The organism is Gordonia sp. LMA484, assembly GCF_058129505.1.
Genome location: NZ_CM176700.1, coordinates 4,302,706 through 4,329,025, shown reverse-complemented (window position 1 = coordinate 4,329,025; position 26,320 = coordinate 4,302,706). Strand labels below are relative to the sequence as shown.

The window sequence follows — 26,320 nt, the reverse complement described above, 5'->3', positions numbered from 1 at the left end:
CGACCACGCGGGACGCCGATGATCGAGGGGCTGCGCCAGGGGCGTCAGGCGGGTGTCACCGGCGCAGTCCAGATCCCCACCAGCGCGTCCACGAGGCCGGTGGCCATCTCTGACCAGGTCGCACGGATGAGCGGCGAGCCGTCGGCGAGTGCCCGCTCGCGTTGCGCGCACATCAGGATGATGAGGAACATGGCGCAATCCGTGCGCTCGGGCAGCACGGGGTCGGGCAGGAAGGGGAGGCATTTGCGAACGCCGTCGACGGTCTGCTGGAGCGACGGCGATCTGCTCCAGGATTCCTCGAGCAGGATGTCGCGCAGCTCCGGGTCGGCGATGAGTTGAGCGCCGAATCTCGCGAACCACGTCGGCGAGCCGAGCTCGTCGAAACGGTCGGTGATCGGGCGCACCTGGCATTCGAGCCAGTCGCGCAGCTGGTTGGAACCGCTGATCTTGGCGAGCATGGCCTCGCGGGTTGGCTCGATACCTCGATGGAAACGACTGACCAGCGCTCGGATGAGATCCGTTCGACTGCCGAAGTGGTAACCGACGACTGCCGTGTTGCCCTGGCCGGCAGCGTCGGCGATCTGTCGGTTGGAGACCGCGTAGATCCCGTTCTCGGCGAACAGGCGCTCGGCGGTGTCGAGGATCAGCTCCTGGGTAGCTTCCTTCTTGCGACGTCGCGGTGCCGGTTTGTCGGACTGCCACTCGTCCTCCGAGCCTGCGGAGCCGGGTGGAATCGTGACCATGTGCCTGACCTTCCTGCTGATCATCTCGCCGCCTGTACAGGCGTCCGTGTGGCCACCGCCCCCAGTGTCCGGAGATAGGGACCGGACACGGCTTCCTAGTCCAAAACTAGGTGAATTCGAACCCTCTGTAAAACAGTCGATTTACAGTATGGGCGACGGAACATGTTGCACTTGCGCCGGTGAGCTGGGGTTTTGGGTTGACTTCACACCCTGCCGGACCGACGGCGAGCATCGGGCGAGCCCTTTGTGACTGCTCTAGGCTACGTGTCGTCTGTGTCTGTGGCGGATGGCCTCCCTGTACGGTCACGCTTGCCAGTGGATCGACAAGATATATCCGTTGGTAGTACCTATAAATGGGCGGGCGCCGTGCATGACGAATCACATGCCGCGGGTGGGCGATGGAAGAAAATCAATCAATCGCTTGACAAGTTTCGGCTTCTGCGCGACGCTGTCATCACGGAAGATGAGATTCAGGACACACCGTGAAAGCGCGTTGGTGTCGATGAGTCGCGAGCCTCTGAGCGCCGCGAAGGGTTCAGGGTCGGGCGGCCCGTTCGGTCAACTCCGGCCGAGAATTCCCCCTTTGTTCGTCTCGACGGCATGGGGAAACAGATCTGCACTTGTGTGAATCGGCAGTGCCTCGAAAAGGGTTTCCATTATCCAGGTATTCGTCCGTACAGATATTCCGATGACATCGATATGCGGAGGTGGCCGAAGATGGCCGATGAATTGACCGGGAAAGTCGCCATTGTCACCGGCGGGGCGTCAGGATTGGGCCAGGGGATCGTGGAGAGGTTTGTGGCCGAGGGCGCCCGGGTCGCGATCGCCGACGTGGACGAGGGCGGTGTGGCGCTGGCATCAACCTGTGGCGAGGGTGCTCACTTCTTCAGAACCGACGTGTCCGACCCGACAGCATTGGCTGCGCTGATCGACACGGTCGTCGACCGGTTCGGCGGTCTCGACGTGATGGTCAACAACGCAGGTGTATCGGGAACGATGCACCAGAGTTTCCTCGACGAGGACCTCATGGACTTCCACCACGTGATGGGTGTGAACCTCCTGGGTGTCATGGCCGGGACGAAGTATGCTGCACAACAGATGTCGACCACCGGTGGTGGTTCGATCATCAACATCTCCTCGATCGGGGGGATCCAGGCCGGTCCCGCCGTGATGACCTACCGTGCGTCGAAGGCTGCCGTCATCCACTTCTCGAAGTCGGTGGCGATAGATCTGGCACAGCACAGCATCCGGGTCAATTGCATTGCGCCAGGGAGTATACCGACACCATTGCTGGCCTCATCCGCGGTGAAGATGGGTGCCGACGCGGATAGCTTCACCGCCATGGTGCGGGCGATGATGGCGGCCAACCGGCCGCTTCAGCGAGAGGGCACCGCCGACGATGTCGCCGAGGCGGCGCTGTACTTCGCGACGGATCGGTCCCGGTACGTCACCGCAACCCTGCTTCCCGTGGACGGCGGCACGGTGGCGGGACCGCCGGCGAAGCAGGCGGGTGCATCGGCACAGCAGGCCGACGATGATTCTGCGCTCGTCGGGGCGGCGGTACACGGAGATGTGGACCGATCTCGGTCGTCGTGATGCGCGTGCCTCCGGTGCGCCACGGCAACCGACTGCGCCACGGTCAACGACAAACCTTCCCGAACACTGGCATCCAGGTAGGAGAACCCGATGAAGATCACCATCGACCAGGACAAATGCATCGCGTCCGGGCAATGCGTTGCCGCGGCCGCCGACGTATTCGATCAGCGCGACGATGATGGCATCGCGTTCCTCGTCAACGACGACCCACCCGCGCAGGAGGCCGACGGCGTACGTCATGCTGCCGCGATGTGTCCAGCGCTCGCCATCGCCGTCGAGGACTGATCAGCCGTGTACATCCGATATGCCGAGGAGCGCAACTGATGTCAGAGACCGTCGCTGGGGTACGAAGCAACACCGCGCCCTATTTTCCGATGGAGCGCGACAATCGATGTCCGTTCGCGCCGCCGGATGGAACCCGCATACTGCGCGAGACGAATCCGGTGAGTCGGGTGGAGATCTGGGACGGATCCATGCCGTGGTTGGTGACCGGGCACGCTGAGCAGAAAGCGTTGCTCAACGATCCGAGGATCAGCGTGGACGAGAAGCTCCCAGGCTTCCCGCACTGGAATGAGGGGATGGCCGCCAACGTGGGGTTGCGTCCCAAGTCGGTGTTCAACTCGGACGGCGCAGATCACTCTCACTTCCGTCGAATGATGACGCGCGCATTCACATTCAAGCGGGTCAATGCTCTGCGGCCCTTCATCCAGCAGACCACAGATGAGCTCATCGACGCGATGATGGCCAGACCGAGACCGGTGGATCTCGTCTCTGCTCTGGCTCTGCCGCTACCGTCGATCGTGATCAGTCAGATGCTTGGCGTGCCCTACGACAGTCACGCATTCTTCCAGGAGAATTCGGTGAAGAGCGTGGATCGGTACGCCACGCCGGAGGAGAACATGCAGGCTTTCGCCGCCATGTTCATGTTCATGAACGAGCTCGTCGAGAAGAAGATGGCCGATCCGGCCGATGACGCGCTGAGTGACTTCGCCAGACATGTCCGGGGTGGGGAGATCGATGCCGCGGAGGCGGCACAGACGGGCCTCGGAATGCTCATCGCAGGCCACGAGACAAGTGCGAACATGATTGCACTGGGCACCCTTGCGCTCCTCGAACATCCGGAACAGCTCGCGATCCTGCGTGGGGGTGACGACACGCAAACCGCGAACGCGGTGGAGGAACTGATGCGCTATCTGGGCATCATCCACAACGGACAACGCCGGATCGCATTGGAGGATATCGAGATCTCGGGGCGGACGATCCGTGCCGGCGACGGCGTGATCCTGGAACTCGGGTCGTCGAACTGGGATCCGGCAGCTTTCCCGGAACCGGAGAAGCTCGACGTGAGCCGATCGGCTCGGCACCACACAGGTTTCGGGTTCGGGCCGCATCAGTGCATCGGGCAACAGCTGGCGCGCGTGGAGTTGCAGATCGTGTACACCAGCATCTTCGACCGGATGCCGGATATCCGTGTCGCCGTGCCGCTCGAGGACATCGAGTTCAAGAGCGATCGTCTTGCGTACGGCGTGTACACGTTGCCGGTCACTTGGTAGCCGATGGTCGTGCAGTCAGATGCCGGCCCCGATCAGGATGAGGTAAGCGATGGATGACTGGGATCATGAGACCGATCTTCTCGTGATCGGCTCGGGCGGTGGACTTGTCGGCGCGCTGCGCGCCGCCGCGTTGGGGATGGATGTCCTCGTTGCGGAGAAGTCCGACATGGTCGGTGGCTCGACGGGTATGTCCGGCGGCGTGATCTGGCTGCCGGACAACCCGCTGATGGCGCGTGAGGGTGTCCCCGATTCGTTCGACGAGGCGACGGCATACTTCGATTCGGTGGTCGGCGCGGCCGATGCGTCCAGCGCCGCATCGTCGGACGCGCGGCGCCATGCGTATCTGGCGGCAGGCAAAGAGATGTTCTCCTTCCTCGAGAGCGAAGGACTACCGTTTCTGAGGGTCGACGGGTACAGCGACTACTACGCAGGGGTGCGCGGCGTCGAAGGCGGAAAGGCGCGATCACGATCGGTCGAGGTGGCAGCGTTCGACACGAGGGAACTCGGCGAGTGGGCCCGGCGGCTGCGTCCACCCGTGGCGGGAAACATGACGATGTACACCGGAGAGGCGGCCTACGTCTCGAATCTGCGGACCCGCAAAGGAATCGCGGTCATGAGCAGAGTGATGGCACGCACCGCTCTGGGGCGTCTCCGCGGCAAGAAGTACGTCACCAATGGTGCCGCCCTGATCGCCTATCTGCTCAAGGCGCTGCTGAATCGGGGCGTCCCGGTCTGGACCGAGACCGCCCTCGTCGATCTCATCCTCGAGGGCGGCGAGGTCGTCGGCGCAGAACTGGACAAGGGGGGCTCCACCGTCCGGGTGCGGGCGCGCGGAGGGGTGCTCGTCAGTGCAGGAGGGTTCGCGCACAACAAGGACATGCGCGAGGAGTTCTCGAACGCACAGCCGGGGCGCCCGGAGTGGTCCAACGCCAACCCCGGCGACACCGGCGAGGCGATTCGCATCGCGATGAAGAGCGGGGCCGCCACCGACATGATGGACGAGGCCTGGTGGCTGCCTTCGTGGTTGATGCCTGACGGGAAGCCCTCGATGTGCATCAGTGAGCGCAGCAAACCGCATTCGATCATGGTCGATGGCCAAGGGAACCGGTACTTCAACGAGGCCATCGCCTACCAGGAGGCGGGCCAGTGCATGTTCGCCCAGGAGCGATCGGTCGGCGGAGCGATCCCGTCGTGGCTCATCGTGGATTCTCGTCATCGATCCCGTTACGTCTTCGGCTTCGCACCGCCGGGCAAGACCCCGAAGGAATGGATCTCCAGCGGGGCGATGAAGAAGGCCGACACCGTTGACGAGCTGGCGCGGCAGTGTGGGATCGACCCGCAGGCACTGGTGACGACCGTCGACAGGTTCAATGGTTTCGCCGAGATCGGGGTGGACGAGGACTTTCATCGTGGTGAGGGCGATCATGAGAGGTATCAGGGCGACGTCAGCCACAAACCCAACGCCTGCCTCGGCAGTGTGGCGAAGGCGCCGTTCTACGCGGTGCCGATGTATCCGGGGGACATCGGCACCAACGGCGGACTGCTCACCGACGAGCATGCACGGGTGCTCAACGAGGACGGTGATCCGATCCGCGGTCTCTACGCGGCGGGCAACTGCGCCGCCTCGGTGATGGGTCGCAAGTATCTCGGTGCCGGCGCGACGATCGGTCCGTCGGTGGTGTTCTCCTTCGTTGCGGCCGGCGATGCACAGGACCGAGCGGGCCGCGTCGGGACGGCCTGACGCAGCGCAGGTCGCGCAACAACGTCGGCGGAGGACCGGTATGGTCCTCCGCCGACATCTGTGTGGTCGGCCCGTTGGTTGCTCAGCCGTCCAGTGAGATGGCCCGGCGCGGGCATTGTCGTATCGCGTCGTCGACGTCGTCCTTGATCTCGGGGGTCACGGTGTCGCGCAGGACATGCAGGTTGTCGTCGTCGTCGAGGTCGAACACCTCGGGCGCGGCCGCGGCGCATAATCCGTTGCTCTCACAGATCTGAGAGTTCACTTCGATCTTCATGGCGATTCCTCGAACATTCGGTCAGACAGAGCAGCACCCGGAGGCCGGCTGGACTCACAGGTGCTGCTCCTGACGGCGTCGGACTATTTCAGGCAGGCGCCGGCATCGACCGGCAGCGTGACCCCCGTGATGTACCGGGCCTCATCGGACGCCAGGAAGAGGACCGCGTTGCTGATGTCCTCCGGCTCCACCCACGGCACCGGCAACGTGTTCATCATCTGAGACAGGGGAGCGAAGTCGTCCGGGCCCGGATTCTCCAGGTCGGGACGGAACATCCGATACGTGGCCTCGTTCATGATCATCGCCGTGTTGACCTGCGTCGGATGGACCGAATTGACGCGTATGTTGCTCTGCGCCAACTCGATTGCGAGTGTGCGCATGATTCCGATGACGCCGTGCTTGGCCGTGACGTAGTGGCCGCAGAACGGATATGATTTCAGGCCACCCACCGAACTGGTCAGGACGATCGAACCGCCGCGTCCGCCCGCGACGATGTGGGGGATGGCCGCTTTCGCCGTGTGCCACACTCCGGTCATGTTGACATCGATCATGTCCTGCCACGTCTTGCGGTCCATGTCCTCGAGTGAGGCGCCACCCGTCGCGATGCCCGCGTTGGCGGCGACGATGTCGAGTCGGCCGAGCTGATCGACGCCCGTCTCGAGAGCCTCGGTCAATCCGTCGAGGTCGCGGACGTCGACCTTGGCGGTCACCACCCGACGATCGTGTGCTTTGACGAGTTCGGCGGTTTCGGCGAGGTCGTCCTCGCTCGCAAGGGCGAAGGGCACATTGTCGATGGGTTCGCAGATGTCGATGGCGATGATGTCGGCGCCCTCGGCAGCCAAACGTACGGCGTGGCTACGACCCTGACCGCGGCCGGCGCCGGTGATGAAGGCGACCTTGCCGTCTACTCTTCCGGTCATCGAGACTTCCTCCTCTTGACGAGCGACAGGTCGTGATGCCTGCCGTAGTGGTGTGGTCAGAACGTCGCCGGCAATGTGTCCCACCCGCGAACAGTCGAGGTCGGGGAAAGTGATGCCTGTGAGAGATCGACGTCCCATTCCGGGAACCGCTTGAGGATCTCCTCGATCGCGATGCGGCCCTCGAGCCGAGCCAGAGCCGAACCGAGGCAGAAATGTGTGCCGACGCTGAAGGTCAGGTGCTGCTTGGTCTTCCGGTGGATGTCGAAGATGTCACCGTCCGGGGGGAACTGTCGGTGATCGCGGTTGGCAGCTGCGATCAGCATCATCATCACGCTGCCCTTTGGCACCATCTGCCCGTAATAGTCGACGTCGCGGGTGACGTACCGGGCCACATGTGGTGCGGGTGCCTCGAATCGCAGCAACTCCTCGATGGCGTTCGGTATGAGCGCGGGGTTCTCCACCAACTGGCGACGCTGATCAGGATGTTCGGCCAATACCTTGCCCGCCCAGCCGATGAGTCTCGTGGTGGTCTCGTTGCCTGCGCCGGAGACGACGTTGACGTAGGTCAACAACTCGTCTCGGGTGAGTTTACGCACCGTGCCGGTCTCGTCGGTGAACTCCACGTTGAGCAGTTCGGTCATGATGTCGTCTGACGGATGCTCTGCGCGCCAATCGATGTACGCGCCGAAGATGTCCCCGGAGACCATGCCTTCCTCGGCCGCCTTCATCGGTTTGCCCTCTTCGGTACGCATCTGATCGTTGGCGAAGTCGCGAATGGCCTCTTGGTCCTCCTCGGGGATGCCCAGGAGCATTCCGATGACCTTCATGGGCATCTGCGCCCCGAGATCCCGCACGAAGTCGAAGTTGCCGGTCCCCACCAGTGGGTCCAATGCGGCTGCGCAGAATTCCCGCACCTGCGGCTCGAGGGCGAAGATCTTGCGGGGAGTGAACATCCGCGCCAGGAGTTTGCGGTGGATGTCGTGGATGGGGGGATCCTCGAAGATGAGCACCCCCGGCGGGATGTCGATGTTCGCCTTGATCAACTCGAGGATCGCTCCGCGGGCGGAACTGAATGTCGTGTAGTCGTTGAGGGCGGCATTGACGTCCTCATGCCTACTCAGAGCGTAGAAGTCGTGTTCCTCGTTGTGATAGAGAGGTGCTTCTTCTCGCAGCGCCCGGAACATTGGATAGGGGTCGGCATTGAGTTGGACATCGTAGGGGTCGTACCGAACCCCGCTTGTCGTACTACTCGTCACAGGTTGGCCTCTCGCGCGGACTGCACTCGTGGTTTTCAGCAGCATCGATCGCGGTGGTGATCGACACCTCGCCCAGTCTGGGGGAGGTGACCTGGGGGAACAAGCGCGATCTCACTGAGCGAGAGCAGGGGTCGCGATGACATCAGACTGTGGCAGGGTTCCGAGATATCAACGCGGGCCGTGGTTCTGGCAAATCTCACCAAAACACAGGCAGTCACGGTGTTGCCCATCGATGGGAGTCACGTTCATGCGCGAGGGGAGGGTGAAATGAGGACGACCGCTGCGGCTGGGATGGTCGCTCGTTATTCGGCGGGACCGCTCAAAGCGGTTGGCGGGCTTTTCATGATGGGAGCCGATGCGGCCCGGTTCGCATTCCGTCGACCGTTCCAAGGCAGGGAGTTCATCGAGCAGTCGTGGTTTGTCGCCCGGGTGTCGCTGATGCCCACACTTCTGGTGGCCATCCCGTTCACGGTGCTCGTCAGCTTCACCCTCAACATCCTTCTCCGCGAACTCGGTGCGGCCGACCTGAGTGGTGCGGGGGCCGCGTTCGGGTCGGTCACCCAGGTGGGCCCGATGGTCACGGTGCTGATCGTGGCGGGTGCCGGGGCGACTGCCATGTGCGCGGACCTCGGATCGCGCACGATCCGAGAGGAGATCGAGGCGATGGAGGTCCTCGGGATCAATCCGTTGCAGCGGTTGGTGACTCCGCGAGTGCTCGCGTCGGGTCTCGTCGCGTTACTGCTGAACAGTCTGGTCTGCCTGATCGGAGTCGGTGGCGGTTATGTGTTCTCGGTCTTCGTCCAAGGCGTCAACCCGGGGGCGTTCGCGGCCGGCATCACGCTGCTGACGGGCTCGCAGGAAGTGATCATCTCGTCGGTCAAGGCACTCGTGTTCGGGCTCATCGCAGGCGTGGTGGCCTGCTATCGCGGTCTGATCGTGTCCGGCGGCGCGAAATCGGTGGGTAACGCAGTGAACGAAACGGTGGTCTATGCGTTCATGGCGCTGTTCGTGGTCAATGTCGTCATCACCGCCATCGGCGTGCAACTGACGGCGAGGTGAGAAGCCATGTCACTCATATCGACATCGAAAGCCCCATCGACGAGGCCGAGTGTCATCCATCCACGTCTGGCCCGGGAGGTGAGACGCCCGGCGAGTGCACTCGCACGGATCGGTGATCATGCGATCTTCTACGTCCGTGCGCTCCGCAGCGTTCCGCATGCCGCGCTGCACTATCGGCGCGAGACGATCCGACTCATCGCCGAGACGAGTATGGGCGCCGGTAATCTCGCCCTGATCGGCGGAACCGTCGTGATCGTCGGATTCCTCACCCTGGCAACGGGTAGCACGCTGGCGGTCCAGGGATACAGCACCCTGGGCGACATCGGTATCGAAGCCCTGACGGGCTTTCTGTCGGCGTTCATCAACGTGCGGATCGCCGCACCGGTGGTGGTCGGCATCGGGCTGGCCGCGACATTCGGTGCGGGCGCCACCGCCCAGCTCGGGGCCATGCGGATCAGCGAAGAGATCGACGCCCTCGAGTCGTTGGGCATCAACCCGGTCGCCTATGTGGTCGGGACGCGGATCGCGGCCGGCATGATCGTGATCGCCCCGCTCTACGCCATCGCTCTGATCGCGTCCTTCGCGGCCTGCCAGTTCACCACCGTGGTCCTCCTCGGCCAGTCCACCGGGCTCTACGCGCACTATTTCTCGACCTTCCTCAATCCACTGGATCTGGTCTGGTCGTTTGTGCAGGCCTTTGTGATGGCACTGCTGATCTTGTTGATCCACACCTATTTCGGCTATTTCGCCAGCGGTGGACCGGCAGGGGTGGGCGTCGCTGTCGGCGATGCGGTCCGTACTTCATTGATCGCGGTGGTCACGGTCACGCTGCTGGTGTCGCTGGCGATCTACGGCTCCAACGGCAACTTCAATCTCTCCGGCTGAGGCATCTACATGACGAACGGAATCGTCCGGCCGTTGGCCGGCGCGACGATGGTGCTGGTGGTCATCGTCATGATGGCGCTGGCCGCGGCGATGTTCTCCGGCGCGACGCAGTCCTCCGCCAAAGTCACGGTGATGGCTCCGCGGGCAGGTCTGGTGATGGATGTCGACGCCAAGGTGCAGATGCGCGGCGTCACCGTCGGCCGCGTATCGGCCATCGACTACGACCGGCCCGGAAGTGCGAGACTCACGCTGGCGATCGAACCCGATCAGCTCGATCGCATCCCCGCCAATGTCGGGGTGCACATCGCGGCACCGACCGTTTTCGGCGCCAAGAGTGTCGAACTCGTCTCCCCGGACAGACCGGAATCGGCGCGATTGCGTGACAACCAGGTGTTGTCGGCAAACGAGGTGGAGGTGGAGATCAACACCGTGTTCGGCGAACTCACCCAGGTTCTGGCCCAGATACGTCCCGCGGAACTCAACGCCGCCCTGAGCGCGCTGTCGACGGCGCTGAGCGGACGCGGCGAGCAGTTCGGCAGGATGCTGACGGATCTCAACGGTTATGTTCGTCAGGTCAACCCGAGTCTGCCGGCGTTGCGCGCTCTGCTGCATGATGCACCGGAGATGCTCGAGGTGTACGCGGACACCACCCGCCCGCTGCTCTCCACCGCCGATCATGTCGCGTCGGTCAGCGATACCCTCGTCAGCGAGCAACATAACCTGGATGCCTTCCTCACCAGCGTGATCGGCCTGTCGAATGTCGGCAACCGGGTACTGAGCGAGAACCGCAAGCCGTTGGCGACGGCGCTTCGCCTGCTGGTGCCGACGGTGGCTCTCACCGACGAGTACAACGAAGCGTTGACCTGCGCGTTGAACGGGTTCGCCGACCTCGCGGTGTCGCCGCCGGCGGATGTGCCCGGACTCGGACTGTCCGCGAACTTCCTCTGGGGTGCCGAGCCGTATCACTATCCCGGTGACCTGCCGAAGGTGGCGGCCACCGGTGGTCCACAGTGTTCGATGCTGCCGGTCGGCTTCCAGGAGAAGCCGCCGTATGTCGTCGCCGACACCGGTGCCAACCCCTTTGACCCGCAGCGCAAGACGGTGGAACTCAACGTCAAGAGTCTGCAGCAGGCGCTCTTCGGTCCCGTCCCGGACGGAGCCCCGAGGTGAGGATGATCCGGGTCGAATCGACCACGCTCAAGTTCGCCGCATTCACCACTGTCATGATCGTGGTCGCGGGTTTCCTGTTGCTGGTGTTCAGTGACTACCGCGCCGGCGACACGGTGCGCTACGGTGCGGTGTTCACCGACGCCTCCGGATTGCGTTCGGGCGACACGGTGCGTATCGCCGGTGTCCGGGTGGGCACCGTCAACAGCGTGGACCTCGAAGGCGTCGACCGCGTCCACATCGACTTCGATGTCGACCGGGAGATCGCTTTGCCGGACGGTACCGGGGCCGCGGTCCGCTATCTCAACCTGGTCGGCGACCGCTACCTCGAACTCACCGACGGCACAGGGGCCACGCCGATGTCGTCCGGCGCGGAGATCCCGGTCACGCGGACCAGTCCCGCTCTGGACCTCGACGTCCTGCTCGGCGGACTGAAGCCGGTCATCGACGGACTCCAACCCCAACAGGTGAACACGCTGAGTTCTGCTGTACTGGAGGTGCTTCAGGGACAGCGTGCCAACGTCAGGTCACTGTTCGCGAACAGCGCCTCGTTGTTCAGCACACTCGGAAAGAACACCGATGTCGTCGAGGAACTCATCGACCAGCTGGACAAGGTCATGGCCACATTGTCGGCCGACCGAGACAAGTTCGGTGAGGCCATCGACCGGCTCGATGCGCTGATCGGGGATCTGTCTGAACAACGTGATCCCATCGGAGCGGCGATCACCGCGCTGGACAACGGAACAGCCTCGGTCGCCGACCTTCTCACACAGGCGCGCCCGTCCTTGTCCGGCAGCATCGACGAGTTGGCCCGACTGGCGCCCGCCGTCGCCGGCGACCAACCCACGCTCGAACACGCACACTGCAGCGTGCGCCGGACAACTTTCGGAAGCTGGTGCGGACGGGAACCTATGGCAACTTCATCCAGTACTACGTCTGCGCGGTGACGGTCCGGGTCTCCGATCCCTCCGGCCGGGTGGTCGTGCTGCCCTGGATCGAGCAGACGAACGGGAGGTGCTCGGACTAGATGTTGAGGTATCGCGGGTCCGGACTTATCAGATTCGGCTATGTGGGCGTGGTTCTCATCGTCTTGTTGGTGATGGCCGGTCTGAACCTGGCAAAGTTCACCATGTGGTTCACTTCGGTCACCTACCGCGCGGATTTCAGCGAGGCCGCCGGTCTCGCAGCCGGGGCGAACGTGCTCGTGTCGGGTGTCCGAGTGGGAACGGTGTCCGGCGTGACATTGGTGGACGGCAAGGCGCGGGTCAGTTTCACGGTCGACCAGGACACCCGGCTGGGCAACACCACCACGGCGCAGATCCGCACGGGATCGCTGCTGGGACAACGCATTGTGACGGTCGAACCGTCGGGTACGGGAGTCCTCGGTCCGGCCGACGTGATCACGGTGACCCGAACGGCATCACCGTACTCGTTGAACGACGCGGTCAACGACCTCACGACCAATGCCAGTGGCATCGACACGGTCTCGTTGAACAAGTCGCTGGACATGTTGTCGACGACGATGTCGGACGTTGCGCCAGAGCTCGGACCGACGTTCGACGGCCTCGCCGAGATCTCCCGCGGAATCAATTCGCGCAATACCGCACTCGGTGAGCTGCTCTCCTCGACCAGTGACATCAGCGGACTCATCGCGGGCCGTGCCGGTCGAGTCAATTCACTGATCCTCAATGCGAACCTTCTGGTCGGCGTGCTGGTACAGCGCCGGCAGGCGATCTCCTCACTGTTGGTGAACACCTCGGCGGTGGCCGACCAGCTCACGAAGTTGGTGGCGGACAACGAGAAACAGCTGGCACCGACATTGACCTCGCTGAACTCGGTGGCGGCCATGCTCGAGCGCAACCGGGACAACATCGCCAAGGCGCTGCCCGGGTTGGCCAAGGTGTCGCAGACACAGGGCGAGGCGGTTTCCGGCGGTCCCTTCTATCAGGCATACGTGGCCAACCTGATCCCCGGACCGCTCCTGCAACCCTTCATCGATCAAGCGTTCGGCCTGCACCCGCCGGCGACGTTCCCGATTCCGGGCGGTGGTGGATCATGAGATCCGCACGAACCAGGAATCTCGTGATCGGGGTGGTGCTTTCGGTGGCCGTCGCGGCCGGTCTGGTCACCGCCTACCGGCAGCTCAATGCACCGACCACCGTCAACGCCGTCTTCGCCGCCACCACGGGAATCTATGTGGGCGACGATGTGCGCGTCGCCGGGGTGAAGGTCGGTACCATCTCGGCGATCGAGCCACGGGGCGAGACGGTGCGGATGACGATGCACGTGCAGCACGGGGTGCGGATTCCGGCGCAGGCGCGCGCGATCATCATCGCGCAGAACCTCGTTGCCAATCGTTTCGTACAGTTGGCTCCCGCGAACGCGACGAGCGGGCCGATCCTCGCCGACGGTGCCACGATCCCGCGCGAGCGCACCGCGGTTCCGGTGGAGTGGGATCAGGTCAAGGAACAGCTGACCCGTCTGGCAACCGACCTCGGCCCGCAGGCCGGGAATTCGGGAAGTTCTCTCGGCAGGTTCATCGGCAGCAGCGATGAGGCTTTGGCCGACAATGGCGAGAAGCTGGGTGACACGCTGCACGAGCTCGCCGGAGTCGGCCAACTGCTCGCGGAGAACAGCGGCAACATCTCCGACACCGTACGCAACATCGCGACCTTCGTCTCGGCCGTTCGGGACAGCGGGACTCAGATCGTGCAGTTCGAGAATCGGCTCGCAACACTGTCCGCGGTGCTCGATGGAAGCCGCTCCGATCTCGACGCGGCACTGACGAACCTGGCCCGTGCCGTGGGAGAGGTGCAACGATTCGTCGCCGAGAACCGCGATCAGGCAGCGGAGCAGATCCGCAGATTGGCAGCAGTGACACAGAACCTGGTGGATCACCACGACGACGTCGAGCAGCTGCTGCACGTGTTCCCGACCAACATGGCGAACTTCTACAACATCTACAACCCCGACACCGGCACCGAGGCCGGCGTTTTCACCGTCAACAACTTCTCCAATCCCGTGCAGTTCATCTGCTCCTCTGTTGCCAGCATCGAGAACCTGACCGCGGCGGAGGGCGCTCGTCGATGCGCCGAGTACCTCGGCCCCATCGCACCGATGTTGAGTTTCAACTATCTTCCGGTCCCGGTGAATCCGGTGCTCGGTCCCACCGCCGATCCGAAAAACCTCATCTACACCGAGAAGAAGCTGATGCCCGACCACACGTCGAGCGCCCCGAGCGTTCGTACGCGCCGTGATCTGCTGCTACCAGCGCAAGGCGGTGGACGATGAGGTCATCGACGCGGGGGCGTACGTTCCGCCTGGTCCTGTCACTGTGCTGTGTCGCAGCCCTCGGGGCGGGCTGCCAGTGGGACGGTGTCAATTCGATGCCGCTCCCCGGAACCGTCGGCACGTCGGAAGGGGACTACCACATCGCGATAGAGATTGCGAATGTCGGTACATTGTCCGAGAATTCGCCGGTCTTCATCAATGATGTCGAGGTCGGCAGCGTCGGTGCGATGCATGTGCGGGACTGGCATGCCGACGTGGAGGTCCGGTTGGCCAAGGGCACGGTGGTACCCGGTAACGCCATCGCCTCGGTGGGGCAGACCAGTCTGCTCGGCTCGATGCATCTCGCGCTGGACCCGCCGCCGGGGACCGCGCCGTCCGGACAGGTGATGCCCGGGGCGACAATACCGTTGAACCGGTCGTCGTCCTATCCCTCCACGGAGGAGACACTCGCATCCGTGTCGTCGGTCGTCAATGGTGGTGGGCTGGGACAGCTCGGCGGCATCATCCACGCGCTCGACGACGGATTCGACGGTCGCGAGGATGACATCAGTGAACTCGTGACCAACCTGACGACGTTCGTGGGCACGCTGAATCGGCAGCGCACCGACCTGGTCGACCTGCTGACGCAGGCTCGTCGACTCAGCGGCGGGCTGGCAGCCCAGGATCAGGTGATCGACAATGCGTTGCGGCAGATCCCACCCGGTCTGGCGGTGCTGCAGGAGCAGACCCCGCACCTGACGACCGCGCTGGACCGATTGCGCGTCTTCGCCAACACCTCGTCGGGTGTCATCGATCAAGTCCAATCCGACCTGCTCACCGACCTACGCCACCTGCAGCCGACCCTCAAATCCCTCGCCGACGTCGGCCCACGGATCGACTCCGCACTGGCATACGCAACGGTCTTCCCATACGGCCAGAAGGTGATCGACCGTGCGGTACGCGGTGATTACATCAATCTGCAGGCCACAGTGGACCTGACCGTGCCGCGCCTGCGACGGGAGTTGTTGCTGGGCACTGCGCTCGGCGATCCGAACGCGGTCGTGCCCTTCGCTCCCGGCGATCCCGGCTACCACCGGCAACCCACGCACAACCCGCTGCTCGGGCCGGTGGCCGCGATGAAGCGGGGTGGGCGGTGATCCTGTCCACACTCGTCCGTGCCCAGCTCATCATCTTCACCGTGGTGGCGATCATCGCCACGTGGATGATGCTCTTCTCCTACATGCAGGTCCAGACCCAGCTCGGCGTCGGGCGCATCGACGTCACGCTCGACGCCCCACAGACCGGGGGGCTCTATCGGTTCGCCAATGTCACCTATCGTGGTGTCGATGTCGGAAAAGTGACCGATGTCGGGCTGACCGACAACGGGATTCGCGCCACCTTGTCGATCGACAGCGACGAACGGATACCCGCCGACCTGCAAGCGAGTATTCGAAGCATGTCCGCGGTCGGCGAGCTCTACGTCGACCTGCGCCCACGTACGGACTCCGCGCCCTATCTGCACGATGGCTCGACGATCTCGTCGGGTGACGTGGTCGTGCCGCAACCGGTGGCACCGATGTTGGAGAAACTGAACGGCCTGGTGACGAGCATTCCCAAGGATCGGCTGTTCGGGCTGGTGGACGAGCTCAACAAGAGTCTCGGTGGACAGGGCTATGATCTGCAGACCCTGCTCAACTCCTCGTCGACGCTGGCGGCGAGCATGAACGATGTCGGCGACGACACGGTCGCACTACTGAAAGATTCGGTCCCACTTGTTGATTCCCAGGTGGACAGTACCGATGCGATCCGGATCTGGACGCGAAGTCTCGCCGGATTCACCGGACAGGTGGTGACGAATACGCCGCAGGTGCGACGCCTGCTCACCTCCGGTCCCGGTTTCGCCGACGAGATCACCAAGACACTCGATTCGGTGAAACTCACTCTTCCGGTCCTCCTCGCCAATGTGACGTCCATCGGGCAGTTGGCGGTGACCTACAACGCGGGACTCGAACAGATCCTGGTCCTGCTGCCGCCGGCGATCTCGATGATCGAAGCGGTCCAACCGAACCGGAACGGCACCAAATGGGGTCTGGGTGACTTTCGCATCAGCGGCGTCTCCGATCCGCCCGCCTGCACCGTCGGGTTTCTCCCGCCGTCGAAGTGGCGGCCACCCGAGGACACCTCGACCATCGACACTCCGGATGACCTGTACTGCAAACTGCCACAGTCGAGTCCGATCGGCGGCCGTGGCGTGCGCAACATTCCGTGCATGAACAAGCCGGGTAAGCGGGCCCCCACGGCGGCGATGTGTAACAGCGACGAGCAGTTCACGCCGCTTGCTCAGCGACAACCGGTCATCGGCCCGTACCCGCGCGATCCCAGTCTCATCAAGCAGGGTGTCACTCCGTCGGCGTATCAGGGCGGTGGGGCGTCAGCCCGGCCGCCGGTGGCGACCGCGCAGTACGACCCGAGCGACGGCGGTTACGTCGGCGGTGACGGAACGCGGTACCGGCAGACGGATCTCAGTCACGGGGCCGGCACCTGGCAGGCGATGATGGCCCACTGAGGAGCCAGGCGGTTGCTGACGGAATCCAAATCCCGCCGACAGAACCCCAAATTCCGCCGACAGAACCCCGAATCGCGCCGACAGAACCCGGAATCACGCCGACAGAACCCCGAAACCCGCTGACAGAACCCGGAATCGCACCGACAGAACCCCGAAAGCGCGACAGAACCCCCGTGGCCAGCGCGATTCCGCGGTCATTCCTCGTGGGCGGACACGCGGCCCACGCGTCACGCCGCCGATGGACTCCAACGGCGGGGTGATCGAGCGAGATGCCTGACTCAGAGCGGATCGAAGGAGGAGATCAGCCAGTCGCCGTCGACCTTGTGCAATGAGATCCGAACGCTGCTCGACGTCAGTTCGGGATCGGGCTTGGTCTTGCTGGTCGTCGTCTGGTTGACGAATGCCAAGACCTGAGCGTCGTTCCCGGACAGGTGTGACACGGCGGAGCGAACCACCTGGGCCTTGGTGTCGACGCTGTTCTCCGTGGCGGCAGGCTTGACCACTTTGGTGGTGAATTCCTGGTAGTACGTGAGGAATTGCCCGGTGAGATGAGACTTGGCCTTGGTCAGGTCGGCGTCGAGCGTCTTGGGTGAGTACGACAGAAGTGCGACAGTTCCGTTGTCCGCAGCGGAAACGACATCGCGAGACACCTCGTCGCTGCTCGACTCATCGTGACGGTAGAGGGCGAAGTACGCGGTACCGGCAGCGCCCAGCGACGCAATCATCGCAGCGGCGACGGCGACCGGAACCAATCGGCCGCGCCGACGTCGGGTCGCGAGTGCGGCACGCACGCCGGCAATCCCGCGCCATGAACCCTCGGAGTACGGCTCTGCTGCATCCCCGGAAAGCGTGGGAGACTCGGTCGAACCCGTATCGGGCGCCGGTTCGCCGACGGTGTCGGGGATCGGGGTTGTTCCGGTCGTGGTCATGGTACGAAATCCACCTTTGAGATCTTCGTCGTTCCGTCCGCGTCGGTCATGGTCACCCGCAGACGCCAGGTCCGGGGCTCCTGTTTGGCGCCTGCGGCGTTGGTGACGTCGGAACTGGCCGAGACCAGGACCACAGCGCTGTCGTCGGTCATCGATTCCACCGCCGAACCGGTGACCTCTCCCTTCGTCGTCACCTTCGACTGTTCGATGACAGAAGTGAAATCGTCGGCGCGACTTTTGAAGTCGTTGTAGAACTCGCCGGTCGACTGATCGAGGATGTGCTGTACGTCGCGCTTGGCGTTCTTGAAGTCCAACGATGTGATCGCCGTGACCCCACGGTCGGCCGCCGCGGTGAAGGCGGCCGCGCGGGCCCTGTCGGTGTCGGCTTGGTGATGACGCCAGCCAATGGCGGCGGCGGCGGCCAGCGCGGCGATCGTGACGAGGGCCATCACCCCGATCGCGAGTCCACGCTTGGTCGGATGCCGCAGTCGGCCGAACGGGCGTCCTGTCGACCGGAGGATGCGGTGCAGCTTTCCGTGGCGCGCGGCCCTGTCAACCGTATCGGACAGAGGCGGCTGATCGACTGATCCGGTTGCGGTCTGCGCGGCTGCATCGTTCGATGACCCGATGTCGTCAGCGGTGGTCTCCTCACCGTCGTCGCGATCAGAGGGGGCCACACTGTTGTCCGCCGTACCGTTGTGGACTTGCGAGGCATGGTCGGTCCGCTCGGACTCGCCACCGCGTAATCGTGCCAGGCGAGCACGCGCCGTGGCTGCGTCGGCACGGGCGCGCGCCGCGGCTGCTTCCGCCTCGGCGGCGGCAAGTTCAGCTTCGGCGACTTGCAGATCCGTCAATCGGTCGTCCGGGCTCTCAGCGGCCAGTGCGTCCGGGTTCGGCCCGCCCAACAACGATCGCGTCATGTGCGCTCCTCCCGGGTCCGCACGTCGCGACGTCTCCCCAAGATCAGCTGTGTCGAACAGCTCATCACCACTCCCCTCGTGCGATCTCCGCGATCCCCGGGCATCCGTGTTGCGAATGGTCCTGTGCGAATGACTGTTCCCAACTCCTACGCGGTGACTCGCACCCGGACAAGGCTGCTCCCGGCCACCGAGACCGGCGATGGACATCTCGTGTACCGGTCACCACGCTCGCGGAATCGGCCCCGACCGGCCGACCATCCGAAGAAGCCACGATATGAAGGGGAGAACCATGACGGTGCAGTCCGTGCTGGACGAGATCCGTGACATTCCGGGGACAGGGGACGTGATTCCGATCATCGACCCGGTTACCGAAGACCAGATCACCGAGTTCACCGATGCCGGTCCCGAGGCCATCAATGCTGCAGTTGCGCGTGCTAAGGCGACCGCCGACTCCAAGGTGTGGTCAGGGATGGCCGACTATGACCGCGCGAAGGTGCTGTGGAAGGTCGCGGACCTGATCGACGAGAACGCCGAACTCCTGGCCGAACTCGAATCGGTCAACACCGGCATCCCGCCGATCCAGGCACAGACCATCACCAAGGTGGGGTCGGAATGGTTCCGGTACTACGCGGGGTGGTGCACCAAGATCGACGGGATTGCGCGCGACGTGAACACAGGTGGTCTGACCGGCGTCGAGTCACACATGCACGCCTACACCCTGCGGGAGCCGTACGGCGTCGTCGGACTGATCTTCCCGTGGAACGGCCCGGTCTTCAATTTCTGCGCCAAGCTGGCTCCCGCGCTGGCCGCCGGCTGCAGCACCGTCGTCAAACCTGCTGAGGAGACGCCACTTTCGGCGCTGGTATTGACTCGGATCCTGGCCGAGGCAGGCGTACCCGACGGCGTGGTGAATCTGGTGAACGGCTACGGGCACACCGCAGGCGCATTGATCACCGCCCACCCCGACGTCGACAAAGTCGCCTTCACCGGTTCCACCGAGGTCGGCCGGGAGATCGTCCACGCATCCGCATCCAGCAATCTCAACAAGGTGACTCTCGAGCTAGGTGGCAAGTCGCCGGTGCTGATCTTCGACGATGCCGACCTCGACACCGCCACCGCGATGGCGGGTTTCGGATGCTTCCTGCATTCCGGCCAGGTGTGCATGCTCGGCTCGCGGATCTTCGTACAGCGAGGTGTCTACGACCGGGTCGTCGAGGGACTTGCGACCGTCGCGAACAACCTGCAGCTCGGCGGACCGAAGGAAGACGGCGCGATGATCGGCCCGCTCATCAGCGAGAAGCAGCTGAAGCGAGTCCTGGGCTATCTGGACCTGGGCCGCGCCGACGGCGTCGAACTGGTCACCGGCGGTCATCGGCTCGATCGGAAGGGCTATTTCGTGCATCCGACCATCGCCACCAAGGTCGATCCCGCCACGAGTCGGCTGTTCCAGGAGGAGATCTTCGGCCCGATCGTCACCGTGCTGCCGTTCGACGACGAGGACGAGGCCATCGCCCTCGCGAACGACACCGAGTACGGGCTGGCCGGCACCATCTGGACGTCGAATCTCGGTCGGGCACACAGGCTTGCCAAAGAGGTCAGGGCCGGCACCGTCGGACTGAACTGTCAGCTGCAGTTCGACCACTCCATGCCTTTCGGCGGATACAAGCAGTCCGGCTGGGGCTACGAGGCCGGCAAGGCGGGCATCGAGACGTATCTGCAGTCGAAGACGGTGTGGGCGCAGATGTAGGCGACTGGCTCTCGCGCGTCCATCAGCTGTCCGCGCATGAAGCTACGCGCGCGGTTGGCTGGTGGACGTGCGAGAACGCATCTCTCACGAGGCCGCCAACAGGTGCAACTTGGTGAGCCAGCTACGGACTCGGCCGGCGACCACTCCGCCCTTCTCGAGCTCCTTCCACGTGAAGCGGATCACCATGATTCCCAAATCTCGCAGCTTGTCCTCCCTGATCTTTTCCCTCTTCATCGCCAGAAACGCTGACTCCCCGGGTTTGAGGAACTTCGTGTACTTCGCGTTCCCATCGAATTCACCGACGAGCAATCCCGACCAGTCGAGGTCGGTACGCGCCACGAACTTCCCGTTGTCGTCGTAGAACTCATGTTGCAGCCGGGGCGCTGGAAGTCCGGCCTCGATGATCTGGGCTCGGGTCCACGATTCGCCGGGATTCTCGGCGCCGGTGTCCGCATGACGGAGCGCCCGACGTGCCTGGCCGACGCCCCGACGTTTGGATCGCAGAATCGTCCGCATTGTTTCCTGGTCCGCGCCAAGTCGAAGTGCGGAGTCGAATACGGCCAGGGCGCCGGCAAATCCGAGTGGGGACGTGCAGGCCACGTCCACGGCGGTACGTTCCAACGACGTCGCCCGCACGCCGTCGATCATGACGATCTCGGTGGTGTCCAACGCGCCGGTGTGTTCATGCCGTTTCGACGTACGGTGCGCCCCGTGTGTGGAACCAGTGGTGATGTGCACGCGCCGAAAGTTGGGTTTGAGCATGGCGAGCTTGTGCAAAGTGGCGGCACTCTGATGACTGAGCGTGATCGTACTGTCGGCGTGTTTACTGGTCGCGATGGCCGACAAGCGGTGGAGCTCCTCCGGGGTACGTTCGGCAGCCTCTGCCGACACACCGCGTGCAACAACGACGAGCTCGCCCCGCCTTCGTGCGCGTGTCAGGTCGGTGTCGGTGAAGCCGGCGTCGAGTGCCGCGGTGCGGAAGATGAGCCCGTGCTCATCGGTGGGATAGGTGGTCACGCTCCTTGGACGCACCAGCGGCCGGTTCGGTGCCACCCGATTTCTTCGCGCGCCGACCGGTCATTCGCGCGTGTAGCTGCGGGCGCGAATGACCAGTCGAGGCGCGAATTGCCAGCGGTCACGCGAGTCCGTCGCCCTACATCCCGGCCGGCGGGTGGCCGAGGCAGAACATCGCGCCGAAGGGGTCGGTGACCGCGGCCAGCGTGCCGTACGGGGTCTCCTCGCCGGCCATCAAGACGTTGCCGCCCAGCGACTCGACCTGCTTCACCGTGGCGTCGACGTCGTCGACGGTCACATAGACCTGCCAGAACGACGGCACCTCGGCCGGGTGGATCTTGGCCGCGTCCATGATTCCCGAGTACGAGCTCTCGCCGATGAACACCTGTCCGTAGGCGTCCGGGCCTACGGCGTCGGGATCGCCGCCGGTGCCGATCTCCTCGATGCGGGCGCCGAGCACCTCGCGGTAGAACGCCAGCGACTTCTCGTACTCCTTGGTGTGGCACTCGAACCAGTACGGGGTGCCGTGCTCGCCCCACTCGACGAAGCCCGGGTGCGTGCCCGGCTTCCAGAAGCCGATGGCCGCGCCCGCGGTGTCGACGGCAACCATCATCGTGCCCATCTCGCCGACGTCCATCGGCGGCACCATGATCGAGCCGCCGGCCTTCTCCACCGCCGCCACGGTGGCGGCGGGATCGTCGGTGTGCAGGTACACCGACCAGATGTCGGACGGCCCGTTGGGATCCATCACCGGTCCCATACCCGCGACGAGCTTTCCGTTCTTCGCGAAGTTGCGGTAACCACCGAACTCGGCGTTGGGCTCCTCGGCCTCCCATCCGAAGATCGCGCCGTAGAACTCGGCGGCCTTGTCCGGGTCACTGCTCATCAGGTCGAACCAGATGGGTGCGCCGACCGGCGCCGTGTAGTCACTCATCACGGGTCCTTTCAGGATTGTCGATTCCGGGTTTCGATGCTGCACCACTGCTGACCTTCAGCGTGAACCAAACTCATCGGCGACATGCCGCAAATCAACCGATACCGATGAGAATGGCCGCCCGCCGGTGTCGACATCTGCAGGTGATCAGACCCGGCCATGGAAGGAACCCCGACGATGCAGCCCATAGATGCGACCCACACGACAGCCGGCTATGCCCCGCAGATCTCCGCCGCAGCCGATGAGATGAACGAACTCGCGGCGCGGGTCACCGACGACGAACTGGGCCGACCGACCCCGTGCGCCGACACCGACCTCGCCGCATTGCTCGCCCACGTGATCGGTCTGAGCCGGGCCTTCACGGCGTCGGCGCGGAAAGACCTGGGCCCGTTGACATCGACACCGCCTGACCCGACGACGAACGTGCTGCCGGATGACTGGCGGACCGCGCTGGAGGGGAATCTCGTCGACCTCGTCGAGGCCTGGCGCGAGCCGGGAGCCTGGGAGGGGATGACTCAGGCCGGGGGAGTCGACGCCCCCGCCGAGATCATGGGCATCATCGCTCTCTCCGAGCTCGTGCTTCATGGCTGGGACGTCGCACGGAGCATCGGTGTCGACTACGACCTGTCCGACGACATCTTGCGCGTGGTCTACGACTTCCACTACCCGCCACAGCCGCAGAGTGAGCGCGAGGGCATGTTCGGCCCGGTTGTCGAGGTACCCGATGACGCACGTCTTCTCGATCGGCTCGCCGGCCTGACCGGTCGGGATCCGTTCTGGCCGCATGGCACCCTGGAGGAATGAGCGAAGGAACCGACCGCGCCCGGGCCGCGGTCCGGAGGCTCACCTGGCCGATCACCGCGGTCGGCGGACTCTTGCTGGTGGCGTTCAGTCTGGTCCCGTGGGGCGTATCCGATGAAGGGGTGAAGCCCTCGATCACGGGTCTCGGCCGGGTCTCGGTGCCCGGTGCGGCGCCCGAGGACGTCGCTTTCCTCGAGGAACACACGCTGCGACCGGGGCTGTGGACGGTGGTGCTCGGCGCATTGATCGCGGTCATCGCCGTGGTCGCGTGGTGGCGAGCCGCGCTCCGGTGGCCTGCCGTGGTCATCGTCGCGCTCGGCGCGATCGGCTCACTCGCCGTGGTGATCCCAGCACTGGCCGATCCCGGCACACACCTCTTCGATCAGCGCGTCCAGGACGCGGTGCAGGTGGATTCGCCACTCATCGACGTCGGTTACGGGTTACTCGGTGTGCTCGTCGTCGCCATCGTGTTGATCGGACTGGTGGTCGCGGCCGCGCTCACCCCAGCCGACGGATCGTCTTGATCGACGGCATCCGGTCGAGCGGGGTGAATCCGATCGGGACGCCGTTGGGGCCGTAGGCGTTGAACACCTGACCGAACCCGGCGTAGATCCCGACGTGGCTGGCGTCGCGCCAGAAGATGATGATGTCACCCGGCGCCAGCGCGCCGAGCGGGATGGCGTGTCCGACCTTGGCCTGCTGCTGGCTCGTCCGCGGGAGATGAATGCCTGCGGTCCCGAACGCCCACTGCACCAGTCCGGAGCAATCCCACGAGTTCGGACCGGTGCCGCCCCACTTGTACGGCTTGCCGATCTGGGTCATCGCCGCGCTCAGCGCCTGCATGCCGGCGGGCGTGGAGACCGGAAGGTAGATCTCCATCGACCCCGACGACCCCGATGATCCGGTGTCGGCGACGGCCGGCGCCACCGAGACACCCGTTGCGAGCACCGCGGCGCAGAGCACACCGATCGCACGACGTCGAAGATCTGTCATGGCACAAGAGTGACGGATGTGGCTCCGCTTGTCTCAACCTTCGATTGAGATTGGTAAAGAAGTGGCTGGTGGGAACGGTGTGTGGGAAAAGTGCCCCTGCGATGCACCCGGCTCAGACGAGCCGTCGACACTATGTCGATGGAGGGCTGGGCAGGGCGCTTTCTGGGGTGCCTTTCCGGGACACTTTTCTGAGGTGCTTTTCGAGGTGAGGCGCCGGCTGTCCTCACCAATACCCGTCGGGGTCGCTCTCCGGGGATTCCGCGGGGATGATGCCCTCGGCGACGTCGTGGTCGATGCTCGCGGACAGTCGAGGACAGGTGGGCACCATCGCGCCGGGCAGCAGGGCCTTGCCGGAGTCCTCGGCACGCTCGAGTTCGTTGCACCGATCGCGGGCCTCGGAGGTCCACTGCACACTCGTGTGGAATGCGCTGGTCTTCTTGACCAGCACGCACGCGTGGCACGACCGGCATTCGATCTCGCGCATGCCGCCACGCAGATAATGGTCGCGGTCGCGTCGCGTCGCGTCGTGGACAGCGGCGAGGCGATCAGGATCACCGTGAAAGTCGGGCGCCTTCGCCCAACCAGATGCACTGACCCCCTCATTGGCCGCCGCCCGTGTCATCGGCTCAGACCTCGGCCTTGTCCGATGCGTCCGCGACCTCACCCTGCTCGGAGGCTTCCTCTTGGCGCCGCAGGTTCTCCTCGATCTCGACGCCCCAGCTCTCCAGAGCCTTCGACGTGTCGATCTCGTACTCGAAGCGCTGTGTCATCTCATCGGTGACCTCGGCCTTGTCCACGTAGAACTGGTCGTACCAGCGGCGCAGCTGGTAGACCGGCCCGTCCTCCTCGACCAGCAGGGGGTTGTCGATGCGGGTCTTGTTCTTCCAGATCTCGACGTCCTGCAGGAAGCCGACCTCGACGCCGGCAGTGATCTTCTTCGCCATCTTGTCGGCCTGCTCGGCGGTGAGTCCCTCGGGCACCTTCGCCATGACGCCGTACATCAGGACGAAGGAGTTGGCGTCGATCGGGTAGTGGCAGTTGGTCAGGATCGTCTCGATCGCGAAACCGCCGTAGTACTGGACCATCGGGTTGAGCATGTAGGACGGCCCGTAGTACGCCGCGATCGACTCGAGGCGGCTGTCGCCGTAATTGGTGCCCAGCGAGATGTCCGGTCGGCCGTGCGAGTTCATGTACTGCGCCGCGACCTCGCCCTCGAAGACGTTCTTGAAATAGTCCGGCAACGCGAAGTGCACGTAGTAGAAGTGCGCCATGTCGACCACGTTGTCGATGATCTCCCGGCAGTTCGACCCCTCGATGACGATGCGGTTCCATGTCCAGGTGGTCCATTCGTCCGAGCCCACCTCGTCGAGCTCGGGGATGATGCATTCGTCCGGCGGCGGATTGCCCTCGGGGTCGTTGTAGACGAAGACCTGGCCGTTGCGGATCATCGTCGGCCACGCGCGGGTTTTGGCGAGCTTCGGATTGCGTTTGGCATACGGCACGCCCGCGCACCGACCATTGCCCTTCCACTGCCATCCGTGGAACGGGCACGCGACGTTGTCGCCCTTGACCGAACCCTGCGACAGGTCGCCACCCATGTGTCGGCAGTAGGCGTCGAGGACGTTGATCTCACCCTGCTGATCGGCCCACACGACGAGCTTTGTGCCGAAGACCTGGACCGAGTGCGGTTCTCCGTCACGGAACTCGTCGACGAGGCCGAGGCAGTGCCATCCGCGTGCGAACCGCGTGGGCGGTGCTCCGGTGTCGATCTCGCGCACGGCGATGTCATCGCCGGCGGGCGCTGCAGTGCCGGCCCCCACCGGGGACACGGACTCGGGTGTCGGGGACATCCGTTACTCCTGTTCTGGCGCTTGATTCGCCCGTTCGGTACGAATCACCTCACTCGCAATACTAGAACATGTTACAAAAATGGCGAGCAGATCGGGCGGTCC

Annotated in this window: 25 protein-coding genes and 1 pseudogene; 15 read left to right on the top strand and 11 right to left on the bottom strand. The window is 64.2% G+C overall.

Annotation, left to right across the window (positions count from 1 at the left end; genetic code table 11):
* Window positions 1-44 precede the first annotated feature (44 nt).
* A complete protein-coding gene (locus AC4AMJ_RS19165) occupies window positions 45-743 on the bottom strand; it encodes a TetR/AcrR family transcriptional regulator (RefSeq protein WP_489913959.1) in 699 nt (232 codons plus the stop codon).
* A 717-nt stretch (window positions 744-1,460) separates the two neighbouring features.
* On the opposite strand from AC4AMJ_RS19165, the gene AC4AMJ_RS19160 reads away from it, so the two are divergent.
* The 4 genes from AC4AMJ_RS19160 (at window position 1,461) to AC4AMJ_RS19145 (ending at window position 5,633) form a co-directional block, all read left to right on the top strand.
* On the top strand, window positions 1,461-2,339 hold the full coding sequence (locus AC4AMJ_RS19160; protein WP_489913957.1) for an SDR family NAD(P)-dependent oxidoreductase: 879 nt from the start codon (window positions 1,461-1,463) through the stop codon (window positions 2,337-2,339).
* A gap of 90 nt (window positions 2,340-2,429) precedes the next feature.
* On the top strand, window positions 2,430-2,624 hold the full coding sequence (locus tag AC4AMJ_RS19155) for a ferredoxin (protein WP_489913955.1): 195 nt from the start codon (window positions 2,430-2,432) through the stop codon (window positions 2,622-2,624).
* Window positions 2,625-2,662: 38 nt separating this feature from the next.
* Window positions 2,663-3,892, top strand: a complete 1,230-nt coding sequence (locus AC4AMJ_RS19150; RefSeq protein WP_489913953.1) for a cytochrome P450 — start codon at window positions 2,663-2,665, stop codon at window positions 3,890-3,892.
* A gap of 49 nt (window positions 3,893-3,941) precedes the next feature.
* Complete coding sequence (locus AC4AMJ_RS19145) at window positions 3,942-5,633, top strand: FAD-binding protein (protein ID WP_489913951.1); 1,692 nt, start codon at window positions 3,942-3,944, stop codon at window positions 5,631-5,633.
* Window positions 5,634-5,715: 82 nt separating this feature from the next.
* On the opposite strand, the gene AC4AMJ_RS19140 is transcribed toward AC4AMJ_RS19145, so the two are convergent.
* From AC4AMJ_RS19140 to AC4AMJ_RS19130, 3 genes are all read right to left on the bottom strand, one after another.
* Window positions 5,716-5,907: a ferredoxin gene (locus tag AC4AMJ_RS19140; protein ID WP_489913949.1), complete on the bottom strand. Its 192-nt coding sequence runs from the start codon at window positions 5,905-5,907 to the stop codon at window positions 5,716-5,718.
* Window positions 5,908-5,990: 83 nt separating this feature from the next.
* Entirely contained in the window at window positions 5,991-6,827 is an 837-nt protein-coding gene (locus tag AC4AMJ_RS19135; RefSeq protein WP_489913947.1) for a mycofactocin-coupled SDR family oxidoreductase, read from the bottom strand.
* Between the two features lie 56 nt (window positions 6,828-6,883).
* A complete protein-coding gene (locus tag AC4AMJ_RS19130; RefSeq protein ID WP_489913945.1) occupies window positions 6,884-8,083 on the bottom strand; it encodes a cytochrome P450 in 1,200 nt (399 codons plus the stop codon).
* Between the two features lie 267 nt (window positions 8,084-8,350).
* Between AC4AMJ_RS19130 and AC4AMJ_RS19125 the strand changes: the two genes are divergently transcribed.
* From AC4AMJ_RS19125 to AC4AMJ_RS19090, 8 genes and pseudogenes are all read left to right on the top strand, one after another.
* The gene (locus tag AC4AMJ_RS19125; RefSeq protein ID WP_489913943.1) at window positions 8,351-9,142 is read left to right on the top strand and encodes an MlaE family ABC transporter permease; all 792 of its coding nucleotides are present in this window, start codon (window positions 8,351-8,353) and stop codon (window positions 9,140-9,142) included.
* Between the two features lie 6 nt (window positions 9,143-9,148).
* On the top strand, window positions 9,149-10,027 hold the full coding sequence (locus tag AC4AMJ_RS19120) for an MlaE family ABC transporter permease (protein ID WP_489913941.1): 879 nt from the start codon (window positions 9,149-9,151) through the stop codon (window positions 10,025-10,027).
* Window positions 10,028-10,036: 9 nt separating this feature from the next.
* A complete protein-coding gene (locus AC4AMJ_RS19115; protein WP_489913939.1) occupies window positions 10,037-11,197 on the top strand; it encodes an MCE family protein in 1,161 nt (386 codons plus the stop codon).
* 2 nt (window positions 11,198-11,199) lie between these two features.
* A pseudogene (locus AC4AMJ_RS19110) lies at window positions 11,200-12,221 on the top strand (MCE family protein).
* A complete protein-coding gene (locus tag AC4AMJ_RS19105) occupies window positions 12,222-13,253 on the top strand; it encodes an MCE family protein (protein ID WP_489913937.1) in 1,032 nt (343 codons plus the stop codon).
* Window positions 13,250-14,485 (top strand): MCE family protein, encoded by a 1,236-nt coding sequence (locus tag AC4AMJ_RS19100; protein WP_489913935.1) that lies wholly within the window; start codon window positions 13,250-13,252, stop codon window positions 14,483-14,485. The genes AC4AMJ_RS19105 and AC4AMJ_RS19100 overlap by 4 nt, the downstream gene beginning before the upstream one ends.
* Entirely contained in the window at window positions 14,482-15,621 is a 1,140-nt protein-coding gene (locus AC4AMJ_RS19095) for an MCE family protein (RefSeq protein ID WP_489913933.1), read from the top strand. Before AC4AMJ_RS19100 ends, AC4AMJ_RS19095 begins: the two co-directional genes overlap by 4 nt.
* A complete protein-coding gene (locus AC4AMJ_RS19090; protein ID WP_489913931.1) occupies window positions 15,618-17,030 on the top strand; it encodes an MCE family protein in 1,413 nt (470 codons plus the stop codon). Before AC4AMJ_RS19095 ends, AC4AMJ_RS19090 begins: the two co-directional genes overlap by 4 nt.
* A 278-nt stretch (window positions 17,031-17,308) precedes the next feature.
* On the opposite strand, the gene AC4AMJ_RS19085 is transcribed toward AC4AMJ_RS19090, so the two are convergent.
* Window positions 17,309-17,959, bottom strand: a complete 651-nt coding sequence (locus AC4AMJ_RS19085; protein WP_489913929.1) for an Rv1363c family protein — start codon at window positions 17,957-17,959, stop codon at window positions 17,309-17,311.
* Window positions 17,956-18,879, bottom strand: coding sequence for an Rv1363c family protein (locus AC4AMJ_RS19080; protein ID WP_489913927.1), 924 nt, complete (start codon window positions 18,877-18,879; stop codon window positions 17,956-17,958). The genes AC4AMJ_RS19085 and AC4AMJ_RS19080 overlap by 4 nt, the downstream gene beginning before the upstream one ends.
* Before the next feature lie 289 nt (window positions 18,880-19,168).
* Between AC4AMJ_RS19080 and AC4AMJ_RS19075 the strand changes: the two genes are divergently transcribed.
* Window positions 19,169-20,626 (top strand): aldehyde dehydrogenase family protein, encoded by a 1,458-nt coding sequence (locus AC4AMJ_RS19075; protein ID WP_489913925.1) that lies wholly within the window; start codon window positions 19,169-19,171, stop codon window positions 20,624-20,626.
* Between the two features lie 84 nt (window positions 20,627-20,710).
* On the opposite strand, the gene AC4AMJ_RS19070 is transcribed toward AC4AMJ_RS19075, so the two are convergent.
* Both AC4AMJ_RS19070 and AC4AMJ_RS19065 read right to left on the bottom strand, forming a co-directional pair.
* Window positions 20,711-21,643 (bottom strand): hypothetical protein, encoded by a 933-nt coding sequence (locus tag AC4AMJ_RS19070; protein ID WP_489913923.1) that lies wholly within the window; start codon window positions 21,641-21,643, stop codon window positions 20,711-20,713.
* A gap of 136 nt (window positions 21,644-21,779) precedes the next feature.
* Window positions 21,780-22,574, bottom strand: a complete 795-nt coding sequence (locus AC4AMJ_RS19065) for a VOC family protein (RefSeq protein WP_489913921.1) — start codon at window positions 22,572-22,574, stop codon at window positions 21,780-21,782.
* Window positions 22,575-22,751: 177 nt separating this feature from the next.
* Here AC4AMJ_RS19065 and AC4AMJ_RS19060 point away from each other — a divergent pair, with 177 nt between their 5' ends.
* Complete coding sequence (locus AC4AMJ_RS19060; RefSeq protein ID WP_489899458.1) at window positions 22,752-23,378, top strand: TIGR03086 family metal-binding protein; 627 nt, start codon at window positions 22,752-22,754, stop codon at window positions 23,376-23,378.
* On the top strand, window positions 23,375-23,899 hold the full coding sequence (locus AC4AMJ_RS19055; protein ID WP_489913919.1) for a hypothetical protein: 525 nt from the start codon (window positions 23,375-23,377) through the stop codon (window positions 23,897-23,899). Before AC4AMJ_RS19060 ends, AC4AMJ_RS19055 begins: the two co-directional genes overlap by 4 nt.
* On the opposite strand, the gene AC4AMJ_RS19050 is transcribed toward AC4AMJ_RS19055, so the two are convergent.
* The 3 genes from AC4AMJ_RS19050 to AC4AMJ_RS19040 all read right to left on the bottom strand — a co-directional run bounded on the left by AC4AMJ_RS19050 (window position 23,874) and on the right by AC4AMJ_RS19040 (window position 26,218).
* A complete protein-coding gene (locus AC4AMJ_RS19050; RefSeq protein ID WP_489899460.1) occupies window positions 23,874-24,368 on the bottom strand; it encodes a C40 family peptidase in 495 nt (164 codons plus the stop codon). The genes AC4AMJ_RS19055 and AC4AMJ_RS19050 overlap by 26 nt on opposite strands.
* 223 nt (window positions 24,369-24,591) lie before the next feature.
* A complete protein-coding gene (locus AC4AMJ_RS19045; RefSeq protein ID WP_489913917.1) occupies window positions 24,592-24,990 on the bottom strand; it encodes a hypothetical protein in 399 nt (132 codons plus the stop codon).
* Between the two features lie 4 nt (window positions 24,991-24,994).
* The gene (locus AC4AMJ_RS19040) at window positions 24,995-26,218 is read right to left on the bottom strand and encodes a 3-ketosteroid-9-alpha-monooxygenase, oxygenase component (RefSeq protein ID WP_489899462.1); all 1,224 of its coding nucleotides are present in this window, start codon (window positions 26,216-26,218) and stop codon (window positions 24,995-24,997) included.
* Between the last annotated feature and the right edge of the window lie 102 nt (window positions 26,219-26,320).